The sequence below is a fragment of the Pseudoalteromonas sp. AWM4_233 genome, assembly GCF_056158285.1.
This window is the reverse complement of the sequence record NZ_JBSWSZ010000001.1, coordinates 949,696-963,039: the sequence shown is the minus strand read 5'-3', so window position 1 is coordinate 963,039 and position 13,344 is coordinate 949,696. Positions and strand designations below refer to the sequence as shown.

General features: G+C 40.1%; 11 protein-coding genes and 3 pseudogenes. All 14 read right to left on the bottom strand.

Features of this window, described 5'->3' with window-relative positions; all coding sequences use genetic code 11:
* Positions 1-9: 9 nt before the first annotated feature.
* Complete coding sequence (locus ACXAC4_RS04255) at positions 10-306, bottom strand: hypothetical protein (protein ID WP_475159254.1); 297 nt, start codon at positions 304-306, stop codon at positions 10-12.
* A complete protein-coding gene (gene fliS, locus ACXAC4_RS04250) occupies positions 296-724 on the bottom strand; it encodes a flagellar export chaperone FliS (RefSeq protein ID WP_475159252.1) in 429 nt (142 codons plus the stop codon). Before fliS ends, ACXAC4_RS04255 begins: the two co-directional genes overlap by 11 nt.
* Before the next feature lie 9 nt (positions 725-733).
* Complete coding sequence (fliD, locus tag ACXAC4_RS04245) at positions 734-2,161, bottom strand: flagellar filament capping protein FliD (RefSeq protein WP_475159251.1); 1,428 nt, start codon at positions 2,159-2,161, stop codon at positions 734-736.
* Positions 2,162-2,180: 19 nt separating this feature from the next.
* A complete protein-coding gene (locus ACXAC4_RS04240; protein WP_475159249.1) occupies positions 2,181-2,588 on the bottom strand; it encodes a flagellar protein FlaG in 408 nt (135 codons plus the stop codon).
* A gap of 76 nt (positions 2,589-2,664) precedes the next feature.
* Positions 2,665-3,627 (bottom strand): flagellin N-terminal helical domain-containing protein, encoded by a 963-nt coding sequence (locus ACXAC4_RS04235; RefSeq protein WP_475159247.1) that lies wholly within the window; start codon positions 3,625-3,627, stop codon positions 2,665-2,667.
* 146 nt (positions 3,628-3,773) lie between these two features.
* Positions 3,774-4,052: pseudogene (locus ACXAC4_RS04230) on the bottom strand (flagellin); the annotation flags it as partial.
* Positions 4,053-4,165: 113 nt separating this feature from the next.
* Positions 4,166-4,748, bottom strand: a pseudogene (locus tag ACXAC4_RS04225) (flagellin N-terminal helical domain-containing protein); the annotation flags it as partial.
* Between the two features lie 370 nt (positions 4,749-5,118).
* Positions 5,119-6,081 (bottom strand): flagellin N-terminal helical domain-containing protein, encoded by a 963-nt coding sequence (locus ACXAC4_RS04220; RefSeq protein ID WP_475159246.1) that lies wholly within the window; start codon positions 6,079-6,081, stop codon positions 5,119-5,121.
* Positions 6,082-6,416: 335 nt separating this feature from the next.
* Positions 6,417-7,648, bottom strand: a pseudogene (flgL, locus tag ACXAC4_RS04215) (flagellar hook-associated protein FlgL).
* A 6-nt stretch (positions 7,649-7,654) separates the two neighbouring features.
* Positions 7,655-9,661, bottom strand: coding sequence for a flagellar hook-associated protein FlgK (gene flgK, locus ACXAC4_RS04210; protein WP_475159244.1), 2,007 nt, complete (start codon positions 9,659-9,661; stop codon positions 7,655-7,657).
* Position 9,662: 1 nt separating this feature from the next.
* Positions 9,663-10,643: a flagellar assembly peptidoglycan hydrolase FlgJ gene (flgJ, locus tag ACXAC4_RS04205; protein WP_475164044.1), complete on the bottom strand. Its 981-nt coding sequence runs from the start codon at positions 10,641-10,643 to the stop codon at positions 9,663-9,665.
* 102 nt (positions 10,644-10,745) lie between these two features.
* Positions 10,746-11,840 (bottom strand): flagellar basal body P-ring protein FlgI, encoded by a 1,095-nt coding sequence (locus ACXAC4_RS04200; RefSeq protein ID WP_475164042.1) that lies wholly within the window; start codon positions 11,838-11,840, stop codon positions 10,746-10,748.
* 9 nt (positions 11,841-11,849) lie between these two features.
* Positions 11,850-12,533: a flagellar basal body L-ring protein FlgH gene (flgH, locus tag ACXAC4_RS04195; RefSeq protein ID WP_349287130.1), complete on the bottom strand. Its 684-nt coding sequence runs from the start codon at positions 12,531-12,533 to the stop codon at positions 11,850-11,852.
* 14 nt (positions 12,534-12,547) lie between these two features.
* Complete coding sequence (flgG, locus tag ACXAC4_RS04190) at positions 12,548-13,336, bottom strand: flagellar basal-body rod protein FlgG (RefSeq protein WP_058029157.1); 789 nt, start codon at positions 13,334-13,336, stop codon at positions 12,548-12,550.
* Positions 13,337-13,344: the final 8 nt, after the last annotated feature.

The window sequence follows — 13,344 nt, the reverse complement described above, 5'->3', positions numbered from 1 at the left end:
AGTTACTTCCTAAATATTGTTATACGCTTTTAGCTTTTTCTTACTGCTTATATACTCACGAAGCTTATCTCCAGTGCCCTTTTTTAAGGCGTTTAAATGCTGCAACGTGACCGAAAACTGATTGTAAACGTCGAATAACGCTTGCCTGAGCTCCTCATCAACACCTTCGTCGATTGAGTTGGCTATTCTTCTGATATCAGAGTCTATTTTCAAAAAAAGCTCTGTCGCCTCTTCTAATTCGCCTTTATTACATAGGCTGTCGAGAAGACTTAAATCATGAGTTATCTTGACTAGATTATCCTGCATTGACGCTGTCATGGCTTTGACTTAGAGTTTCTTGGCGGACACTTACAGGAATAGCATCCCAAGCAGACTTAATCTCTTTCAAAAGATTCATAACCTCATCAACAATATCCGGGTCATTTTGTAGGTTTGCATCCAACAAGCGATCTATCATATAAGAGTATAAAGCATAAAGATTTTCAGTTACCTCTCCACCAACCTCAAAATCTAAACACCCTCTTAAAGCTTCAAGGATTGCAGAAGACTTAGAAAGATGCTCTGATTTTGCTTCAAAGTGCTTTTTTTCAATTGCAACTTTCGCAAAAACCATTTTATCAATAGCGCCAGCCATCAACATCTGGATAATTTCATATCTATCAGCACCTGCAACTCTAGTTTTCAGTGCTTCTTTTTGATAATTCTTAACTTTTGCATTGTACATAATTCAACCTTACGAACTAGCTTTAGTAAAACCAGGTAAATTCGATAACTGAGCCCCCAAATAAGACTGGGTTTGTTGCATTTGAGCAATCAGTACATCCAAACCAGAGTATTGCTTTCTTAAACGTTCTTCCAAAGAAGCCATTCTATACTCATGATTAATAACATCATCTTCAAGATCGTCAAGCTGACCATTTAAGCTGGTTTCACGTTGTTTAATAATGCCACTCGAGTCAACGTAATTTTCTAAAAGGCTCTCGAGTTGCTTTGCCACACCATTATCACCTGCAAAAGCTGTGCCAATATCATCAAAATTTTCATCCATTGCTTCATTAAGACTGCGTACTAATGACGATTTTTCTAAATACCCCTCTTTATCTACACCTAATCCAATATCAAAAATAGATTCAAATGGGCCAGCATCTGTTAACTGGGTTGATAAAGTAGATATTAATTGGTCACTTAACGTTCTCATTGAAGAGTCACCATTAAGCGGTTTACCGATTCTAGTCTGGAAACCTATATTTCCGACTAAGTTATTATAGTTCGCGATAAACTCGTCAACTAATGCAGTAACTGACTCTCGGTCATACTCTACGTTAAGCTCGGCTGTATCATATCCATCAGTATCATTACCACTACTCAGTGCAAGTGCTTTAATTGTCATATCTTGCACGGCATCTTTGAAAGTGTTGGTGTCATTAGTTACCTGTAAACCATCAACAGTAATGATCGCATCTTGAGCAACATCTTCTGCAGCTATCGTCATACCGCCACTTGTATTAGTATCTGCATCATAAGTCTCAATCGCATCAAGCTCGGCAGTATCACTGGTAATAACTAAGTCATTACCACTACCTGTAACATTAGATGTAAGTACCAATTTTGAGCCAACACTGGAATCACCTGTGTTAACAATATTAGCTGTAACACCAAAATTAGAATCTGAAGCGTTAATTGCATCACGTAACTCTGATAACGTCATTCCAGCTGTCACAGTAAGGTCAAACGAATTATCCGTGCCAGCAGAGAAAGAGAGAGTACCTCCTGAAGCACTTACAACTGCATCAGCATCAGCAAAAGCGCCGTCAGCAGTCACCGCTCGACTACCCTGCGCCAATTGTTTGACCGCAATATCAAAAGAACCAGTTGAAATATCTGAAGTCGGAGTCACACTGATTATGTCACCACCATCAGGCTGAGTTATATTTGCGATTCTTTTGCCGAAACTCTCTGAATCTGCAAGTTTCTCTACTGTGTCTTCTAGTTTAGAGATAGCTGATTTAATTTCACCAATTGCTGACAGCTCAACTTGTAGAGCCTCTTCTTTAGCCACGAAAGATTGCATCTTTGGCGTGTTCTCTGCTGCGACTGAAGCACTGATGATACTTTCAAGATCAAGGCCAGAACCTACACCTGCTGACGTTATTAATGGCATATACTACCTCCAACTATTTTCATGCTGTTTTATTAAACAACACACCTGTACTAGATACTTTTTCGGCAAACTCGTCTAAAGCTTTAGCCATTTCACGAAACTCCTCAGATGGAATTTCTCTAATAACTTCATCATTGCTTTTATCAATTACTTTGATTACCGGATTACTATCCGTTTCATTGAATTCAAAGCTTACTCCAGTTGACGACACGGGAATAAAGTCATTTATTTTCTTTAAGTTCTCTTTTACTTCATGAATAAACTCAAAGTTACTCTTTTCATTTCCATTATTTAATGAAAGATTAGAATCTGCTTTAGCTATTTCCTGACTACCAGCACCAAGTTTTTCAGGCTCAGGAAGATTGCTTTTTACTCTAGCGCCTTCTGCTTCGAGATTTTGTGAGGGAGAAATTTGAATATCGTTCATACATCACCTCAATTTAGTATTTAAAGTATACGCCAAGCTCGGAAAAAGTCACAAGCTTGGCGATTTTACCCAACTTTTAGCCAAGTAGAGACAACGCTACTTGAGGACGTTGGTTTGCCTGACTTAAGATCGAACTACTCGCTTGCTGAAGAATCTGCATTTTAGTCAAGTTAGCTGTTTCCTGAGCAAAATCTGTATCCCTAATTCGAGATTGAGCTGCTGAGAGATTTTCTGCAACATTTGACTGATTCCGTATTGTTGATTGAAAACGGTTTTGTACCGCACCTAATTCTGCTCGCTTTTTATCAACAACAGCAATCAAGTTATCCATACCAGCCATTACCGCTTGAGCATTCGCCTGAGATGACACTGATATACCTGATGCGGTGAACACACCTGCAAAATCTGTATTATCAGCTGCTGCACCTACAGTTGTACTAATACTGCCCACTGTAGCACTTAATGTCTCACCTGTTACAGCACTGGCGACGCCTGCAATACCTGATAACGTAAATCCACCATTTGCAGAAATTGTATTGGCTGTGCCACCAACATTTTGTAGACTAAATGCAATTGTTTGGTCAGCGTCTGCGCCAACTTGGAAGTTAGCATTATAAGAACCATCAAGTAAGTTCTGACCACCAAATGTAGTATCCTCTGCGACACGGTTTACTTCTTCGGAAAGCGAACGAATCTCTTCCTGTAGCGCGAGTCTATCTTCATCGGTGTTTGAACCATTTGATGCTTGCTGAGCAAGAGTCCTGATACGTTGAAACATTTGTGTTGTTTCATCAAGAGCACCTTCAGCTGTTTGAGCTAGTGAAATACCATCATTTGCATTTCGAATACCTTGATTTAAGCCATTTATCTGACCTGTTAATCGATTCGATATCTGCATACCTGCCGCATCATCTTTTGCACTATTAATACGAACACCTGATGATAACCGCTTGAAAGAAGTATCCAGCGAGTTTGCTGAATTAGTTAATTGCCTTTGTGCGTTCAAAGAACTCACATTTGTATTTACATATAAAGCCATAATAGCCTCCGCTTCATTAACGAACAGGCAAACAGCGGGATACCCCTACCCTGCTGTGAACCGAGTTAGAGTCCTAGATTGATAGTTCTCTAAATCCTTTATCGTCTTCTTAAGCGAAAGCTTTAGCTAAATTTGTAATTTTTTTATTAACCTTGCAACAAACTCAAAGCTGCTTGAGGTCTTTGATTTGCTTGACCTAAGATTGTTTGACTAGCTTGTTGTAGAATTTGATTTTTTGTAAGCATTGCTGTTTCTAGAGCAAAATCAGCATCTTTAATTCGAGATTTTGCTGCAGATAAGTTCTCAGCAATGTTCGCTTGATTTCGAATGGTAGATTGGAAACGGTTCTGAACCGCACCCAATTCTGCTCGTTTTTTATCAACAACAGCAATTAAAGAGTCCATACCCGCCATCACCGCCTGCGCATTGGCTTGAGAAGAAACCGAAATCCCTGAAGCAGTAAAAACGCCAGCAAAATCGGTATTATCAGCAGAAGCGCCAACAGTAGTACTAATTGAGCCCACAGTGTCACTTAATTGATTTCCCGATACAGCACTTGCAACACTGGCAACACCTGACATCGTAAAGCCGCCACTAGCTGTAAGTGAGTTGTTACCATTCGTACTCACACCAACGGTTTGCATACTAAATCCGATAGTCTGAACAGCGTCAGCACCAACCTGGAAATTAGCAGCATAACTTCCATCTAATAGGTTTTGCCCACCAAAGGTAGTATCTGTCGCAACACGATTTACTTCAGCAGATAGTTGACGAATCTCTTCTTGAATAGCCAATCTATCCTCGTCAGTGTTTGAGCCGTTTGCAGCTTGCTGAGACAAAGTTCGAATACGCTGAAACATAGAGGTAATTTCATCCATTGCCCCTTCGGCTGTTTGAGCTAACGAAATTCCATCATTTGCATTTCGGTTACCTTGATTAAGACCCAGTATTTGCGACTGAAGACGGTCTGTGATTTGTAGACCTGCTGCATCATCCGCAGCACTATTGATGCGCATACCTGAAGAAAGGCGCTTGAATGAAGTGTCTAACTCGACACCTGATTTTTGCAACTGACGCTGAGCGTTTATTGAACTTACATTGGTGTTTACAAATAAAGCCATAGCTAATTCTCTCTCTTAACCTATCAAAATCACTTGATTCTGATGTTGTCTTAGATACAAACTGGCAGCTTTTTTCGTTGGTAACGAAGGGGCAAAAAACTGCCTTTTTTGTCCTGATTAATTGTTCTAACAAGACTACTGCAAAAGACAGGCCAAAATTAATGCCAAAAAAAAGGAGGGCTTAAATAAAGCCCTCCTCATCAGTTTGAGAGAGTTGTCAATTTATTAGCTAAAACTTGGCATAGTATATGCTAATAACTTTAGTGTTCATTGAACTATGAACATATTGGATTTAAGCTCCTCCGCTTTGTTATCCAATTTGGTGTCTAGGCTAATACCCCATCAGGTCTAGACACCCTTTCCTTTACTGCTACCCTAGAAGACTTAATGCAGCCTGTGGACGCTGGTTAGCCTGACTAAGAATTGTTTGTGAAGCCTGTTGTAAAATCTGCATTTTAGTTAGACTCGCAGTTTCTTGAGCAAAGTCAGTATCTTTTATGCGAGATTTCGCAGCCGATAAGTTTTCAGCGACATTCGATTGGTTACGAATCGTTGATTGGAAACGGTTTTGTACAGCACCTAGTTCAGCACGCTTCTTATCAACAACTGCAATTAGGTTATCCATACCAGCCATTACCGCTTGCGCATTTGCTTGTGAAGATACAGATATACCAGATGCAGTGAATACGCCTGCAAAATCTGTATCATCAGCTGATGCACCTACAGTTGTACTAATACTACCCACTGTAGCACTTAATGATTCACCTGTTACACCACTTGCTACACCAGCAATACCCGACAGTGTGAAACCACCATTAGCTGATAAAGAGTTAGCTGTGCCACCAACATTTTGCATACTGAAGCCAATTGTTTGGTCAGCGTCTGCACCTACTTGGAAGTTGGCTGAATAAGAACCATCAAGTAAATTTTGACCACCAAATGTAGTGTCTGCAGCTACACGGTTAACTTCAGCAGAAAGTGAGCGGATTTCTTCTTGAATAGCTAAACGGTCTTCGTCAGTATTTGAACCGTTAGCTGCTTGCTGTGCCAAAGTACGAACTCGCTGGAACATAGATGTTACTTCATCCATTGCACCTTCAGCTGTTTGGGCAAGTGAAATACCATCGTTAGCATTTCGGTTACCTTGGTTTAAACCGTTGATTTGTGAAGTCAAACGGTCTGAGATTTGTAGACCAGCAGCATCGTCAGCTGCACTGTTAATTCTGAAACCTGATGATAGACGCTTGAATGATACATCTAGCGAGTTACCAGAGTTATTTAATTGTCTTTGTGCGTTCAATGAACTTACGTTAGTATTTACATAAAGTGCCATGATAATTCTCCCGATGTAAACTTGTTGTTTACTCTCAAACTATTAACTTTAAGCCTTCGGTTTAAATTCTACTCTCCGGCTTGGTTACTTAAGTTATCGGGCGGCAAAAAAATTCCTTTAGTATTTTTTAAAAAAAATATTTAACCCCTTGTTTTTACTTAAATTTAAATTAAATTACATACATATTTATACTATAAATACATAAAGTTATTTTTGTAATAGATATTACATTTTCTTGTTTTTAATCAAACTCAAACTGTTCTATTTTGCTTTTTTGAAAGCCTAAACGAAAAAAGGCTGCCAAATAAATGGCAGCCTTTTTCTTATGATAATAATTAACGAATATAATCTAGCAACGATAAATTAGATAATCGGCCGAAAGTTGCCTGTGACGCCTGTAAAGCTGTCTCATGTTTTGTTAACTCGGTGATGGCCTCTGCCATGTCCAACTCAATTAGCTCTGCTTTTGCTAACTTATTGTTTGTATCTAGATCATTATTTGCTTCTGTTATCCTAGTTGCAGTATTTAATCTACCTCCTAGACCAGACTGCGTTTGAGAGACAAGATTTTTTGCACTTTCGATACCTTGCATTGAATCCGCCAGTACTTGCCTGTAATCCTTATCACTTATAGATTCATTTTCTAAAGCGGAAACTAAATCATCAATTGTATTCAACACATTATCTTTTTTGGGCTCTTCTAAATCAAAGTCTATCTGCCCCCCCCCCCTGAGAATTCAAACTCAATTCCTTTAATCAAAACTGGCATAGTGTCATAACTACCAGTCTCCAAAACTGTCGCCCCTTGTTGTAATTGGTATGTATTAGGTGTGCCTGTCGTCAATGTGAGGCTAAATGTATTACTGCCAGCTGGAGCTGTTGGATCTGCATTAAAATTGTCTTTATGAAATTCATCAAAAGTACCTTGCTCAGTTACATATAAACTGGCACTGGTGACACCACCCGAAACAACTCCTGTATTTGATACAACATTTAATCTTTGCTCTACACTTTCAAAGACATCAAAGCCATTATCACTCGATTTTATCTCGACACCTTCTGCCACTTTTATCTTATGCTGCCCTTGGTCACCATTGTATGCATAACGACCATTAGCACTATCATAAGAAAAAGTTTTTGTATTATCTTGGTATCCAGAAAAAATATAACGGCCGTCTTCACTCTTTGCATTCATTAAATCAAGCACTGCGGTTTTTATTGCACTTAACTCTTCAGAGAGTGCAGCTCTATCCGGTTTGGTTAATGCACCATTACCCGCTTGAACAGTTAGCACATGCGCACGTGTTAAGGAGTCCTTAATGTTCTCTAATACCCCTTCTTGGGTATCTAGCCGACTTTTTAACATCGTCAAATTTTTGGTGTACTGCTCATTAGTCTGAATTTTGTCGCCATAAAGTAACGCACGCGCCATAGCAGAGGGGTCATCTGAAGCACTTAACACGCGCTTTTGAGTTGTCACCTGCTCTTGAGCTTTGTTAACCTCTTGCTGATTGTTCAATATAGAACTGAGGTTATTTTTAAAAATCATATTATGAGATAAACGCATAATTTATTACCTCGTTGCACTTAATAAAGTATCGAACACAGTTCGAGCTGTTGTGATTATTTGCGCTGATGCAGAATAAGCTTGTTGAAAACGTAATAAATTTGCAGCTTCTTCATCTAAATTAACGCCGGACATTGACTCAAACCAGGCTTCTGATTGTTCTGCCAGTGCCTCAAAAGCGGCTCCATTGGTTTTCGCTTGGTTCGCAATTACACCAATTTCTGTCACTAACCCAGCATATGCTTCATTAAAAGTTTTTAAGTTATCAGCGGTCGCCGTTGTCACTACATTCTGTCGGACGAGCTCTTCAGATGGAAGCATCGATAGCTCAAGCCCATTTCGGTTATCGTCAAAACCGCCAGTATTGAATTCAATGGTAAAAACATCACCAGTTGCCGCTGTACCATCGATGTTAAAATCAAAACCATAGCTGTCATAAGGCGCGCCAGCTTGCGCTAAAATATTCTCAGCAGGCGGTGTAATCGTAAATGTAGTTGTACCGTTGCCATCTTGAATTTGGTATTCATTGGCATTACCTGTTTTGGTCAAAGTGATATCACCTTGGGTCAAACTTGGAGGCGAAGCTGTAAAGTTACTGCCAGTGCCTGTGTTAGTTACTGAACCGACTGAGATTGTGGCATTGCTAGTATTATTTGCTTCAGTTGTTGTTCTAATAGGTGAAGCCAATGCCAAACTTTCAGGTCTTTCTGTAGCAAGCTCCATTGTTGAAGCGGCTGTAGAGTTCAATTTAATTAAGAAGCTATCACCTGTATTTGCTGTACCAGACACATTCATTTCTAAACCAAAAGACTCGCCACTTGTGATAGTACTTGAATCAATGACCCCTGCTGTTACATTAGCAGTTGATGGCGTACCGATCACGTTACCTTTGCTGTCTACAGCAGCTATTTCTACCGTTGTTGCGCTCGTAAAAGTTACTCTAAAGTCAGTAGCTGGGATTTCAGAACCTTTACCAGCTTCAACTGTCGCATTAACTGAAGCAGTACCCGTGTTATCGGCATAGGCATAGCCGCCTACAGTAGGAATCGAAAAAATGTCACCGCCAATATTACCGTCTAAGTCCATACCTTTTTTGTTTTGTTCATTAAAGGCATCAGCTAACGCTAAGCCTATTTGACCTAGTTGATTCTGGGCTGGATGTAATATTTCATCTCTGAACGCCAGAAGACCACCCATTTTTCCTCGAAGCGTACTAATATTCACATCTAATTCAATGGCTTTTCCATCTGGAGAATCTAATTTTAGTTCTTTTATATTTGGATCTGGGTCGCCATCCATATCAAACGTATTAAAAGTGCCATTTTCCATAACTAATGATTGACCTGACCCTAGGAAAACTAATTTTTCACCGTTCGGGCCATCTAATGTCTCAATATCCACCAGCTCCGCTAAATCTTTGATGGCTTCATCACGTTCATTAACCACTGAGTTACCGCTGGTGATCCCAGATTGCTGCTCAACGGCAACCACTTTGTCATTTAAATCACTGATCTTTTGGATTAGGTTATTGGCTTCATCAGCCATAATACTGAGCTGTTCATTCACAATATTGTTCTGATCAAAAACAATCCCCGAAAGGCGGTCCATCTGATCGACTAAGTTTTGGGCATCCGTTAAGAACAGTGAACGAGTGACCGTTGAAGAAGGTAAATTCATTGCTTCTTGCAGGTTATTGAATAAAGAGTTAATGCTGTTATTTAAACTATTAGACTCTTCACCAAACAAAGTATCTACGCGAGATGACTCAGTCACAAATTGTTCGTAATAAGTTTTATTGGAAATATCACGATTCAATTGCTTTTGAGCAAACTCATTAATTAAACGAACAGTTTCGCCACGGCCAACTTGGTTACCCACCATAGTGCTATGTTCGGTTCTTTCGCGAATATAGCCCTTAGTATTTAAGTTAGAGATGTTCTTACTGGTCGTTTGAAGTAATTCAGAATTCGCTCTGATCCCCGCACTACCAATATTCATTAAATTGAAAGACATCTTAGTTAACTCCTTGACGTACTAGCGACGTTAACATCTGTTTAAATTCTCCTCGCTGTAAGACATTCTTTATTTTTTCTGCATAGTTTGGATCTGTGGCATAGCCGGCCTGCTGAAGTTCATCTAGGTACTGCTCAGGTTTATCTGTGTTATTCAATGCCTGGCTGTAACGTGGATTACTTTGAAGAAAATCGACATAATCATTAATGCTGTCTTTAATTGATTCATAAGCTCTAAAATTGGCTTGTTTTTTCACAGGCAAACCTTTCTCAAACTCTAATGTCATTTTTTTGGCATGTTCACCCTGCCAAGATCTATCCGCTTTGATGTTGAATAAGTTAAGGCTACTGCTACCATCTTGCTTTGCAATAACATGCTTACCCCAGCCTGTTTCGAGCGCTGCTTGCGCAATCATGACTGCTGGGTTCAAACCAATTTTCTGTGCTGCTGTTTTTGCGTGTTCCCACATTTCACTGATAAATGATTCTGGAGAGTCAAAGCGAGTTTGTTCATCTGCTTTTTCTGCTTTAGCAACCTCTGGCGTTACTTCAGGTTGACGACGAATAAACTCTGGGAGCTGCTCAGTTGTTGTCTTTTGCATCGGTAACTGTGCATCATTACGAAGTACGGATGACGGTTTATATCCATCAACATTAGGTGAAAGCTGTTTAACAATAAGATCAGCTAAACCAAGACTACCTTTTTTTGATAACTCTAAAGAAAGCTGTTGATCATGCATCTCTTGAAAGAACTTCACACCACTTGAATTAAATGGGCTGTTTTTATCTTCCATCGCTTCATTGGCTTTACGCATACTTTTCATCAGCATTTGCGTAAAAATAGATTCAAACTGCTCTGCTGCTTTTTTTAGTGCTTCATTCGATGCTTGTTGATCGCCACCGCTTTTCAACGCATCTTGTCTAAGTGCATTTAGGTCACCTAAATCAAAGAAGTTTTGTTTTTCTAACGGATTGGTATTCATACTCATCAATTACACTAAATTAGTCATACACTAACAAAGCAATAATCGAGCCAAAAAAAACCCCGCAATTGCGAGGCTAACTATTTGATTATAAATAAAACACTAAATGACGACTAATTGACCATTAATAGCACCAGCCTCTTTTAACGCTTCAAGGATCGCCATTAAATCCCCTGGCGCAGCGCCTACTTCATTAATCGCTCTGACCAAGTCATCAAGGCTTACACCCGGATTAAATACAAAGGCTCTTGAGTCGTCTTGATTCACATCGACGATGCTTTGACGAGTAACAACCGTTTCGCCATTTGCTAAAGGTTGTGGCTGAGACACCATTTGATCTTCAGAAATCGTCACTGTGAGGCCACCATGGGTAATCGCAGCTGGTTGTAATTTGACATTTTTACCAATTACAATCGTGCCTGTACGCGAATTAACAATAATTTTGGCTGAGGTGTCTGCCGGTTTAAACTCTAAATTCTCAAGTGTCGATAAATAAGAAACGCGCTGTGAAGGGTCACGAGGCGCAATTACACGAACAGACGCAGCATCCATTGGCTTTGCACTATTAGGACCGACCAAATCATTAATGGTGTCAGCCAAACGTTTAGCTGTTGTAAAATCAGGACGGTTAAGATTAAAAGTAATAAAATCACCTTGTGTAAAAGGGCTTGCAACGGCTCGTTCAACCGTCGCACCATTTGGAACTCGGCCAACTGTAGGAGTATTAATAACAACTCTACTTCCGTCTAACCCTTCAGCGCCTAAACCACCCACGATTAAACTGCCTTGTGCAATGGCATACACATTACCATCAACACCTTTTAGGAATGTTTGCAGTAAAGTCCCTCCTCTTAAGCTACCCGCGCTGCCTATTGAAGATACTGTAATATCAATATTCTGACCGGGTTTTACAAATGGAGGCAACTCTGCATGCACGGCCACTGCCGCCACATTTTTAATTTTTGGCTTTAAGTTAGCTGGTAATGTGATACCAAAACCACTCAGCATGGCCTTAAAGCTTTGCTCTGTAAAACGAGATTGTTCACCTGTACCAGGTAAACCCACTACTAGGCCGTAACCCACTAACTGGTTGGAACGAACACCTTCGACCATGCTGACATCTTTGATCCGTTCTGCTTGTGCTACTTGGCTCATAATTAAAAGCAAAACCGCAGTCATTATTTTGAACATTTTCATCATGGTTCCTTAGAATGGCATTAAGGTACTTAAGAAAAACTTAGCTAACCAACCCGCACTTTGCGCTTCTTGGCCGTCACCTTTACCTGAATATTGAATTCGCGCATTAGCAATTCGGTTCGACTCTACCGTATTATCTGACTTAACATCCGCAGCACGGATAATGCCCTCTATTCGCATAAACTCTTCACCCGTATTAAGTGTTAACCACTTTTCACCACGAACAACCAAATTGCCATTCGGCAGTACGCGCATCACGTTCACCGAAATATTACCAAATAGACTATTTGATTGGTTTGCTTGGCTGTCGCCTGAAAAAGAGTTACTGGAGTTCATTCCGAACTGAAGACTTTGAGTGCCAATATTTACGTTTGCTCCACCAAGCCCTACTACTGGATCTAACGATGCTGCAGTTGACTTCCCTGTTGTTGTATTAGCGGCTTTTGTTGCAGACGTTGTTTCTCTAAGTACAACTGTCAAAATATCGCCAACACGGAGTGCCTTTTTATCACCATATAAATCGTTTGATAAATTTGGGTTAAAAAGAGAGCCAGTTGCGACAATTTGCTCAGCTTGTTGCTCTGGATAAATAGGCGCATAGTAAGGATCGTCTTTTACGACGTTTTTGTTTTGTGTAGACACACACCCAGTTAGAAACAATGAGCCTAAAATAATAAAACTTACAATACGCATAGTAGTCTCCAGAGTTATAGTTGCTGATTAATGTAACTCAGCATCTCATCTACTTTTGAGATAACTTTTGAGTTCATTTCATAAACACGCTGAGTTTCAATAAGGTTCACCAACTCTTCTGTTACGTTAACGTTTGATGTTTCCAGTGCACCTTGCACAATAGAGCCTAAACCATCAACACTTGGGTTGCCCTGAACAGGCGCACCACTGACTGCTGTTTCTGTGTAAAGGTTTTGTCCGATTGGCTCTAAACCAGATGGATTAATAAAGTCACTAATCACTAACTGACCAATGACGACATTTTCTGCTTGTCCTGCAATCGTTACTGACACTTCTCCATCTTGCGAAATACTAATAGATTTCGCATCATCAGGTACGTTCATTTCTGGTTGAACAGGAAAACCTGCGCCCGAAGTCACTATTCTACCGTTCTCATCTGTTGTGAATTGGCCATTTCGAGAATAAGCCACTGTGCCATCTGGCATTTGAATTTCGAAGAAGCCAGGACCCTGAATCATCCAGTCCAGTGAATTTTCAGTGCTTTGCATATTACCTTGAGAAAAGTTCTTTTGGTTAGCAACTACTTTTGCGCCTGCACCTAACATCAAACCTGACGGCAGTTCAGTATCTTGTGAAGAACGACCACCTGGCTGATTGATATTTTGATAAAGCAGATCTTCAAAAATCGCGCGGCTCTTTTTGTAACCAACGGTACTGGCGTTGGCGAGGTTATTCGAGATAACCGAAATGTCAGTTTGCTGGGCGTCTAGGCCTGTTTTACTGATCCATAATGCTGGGTTCATAACTTATA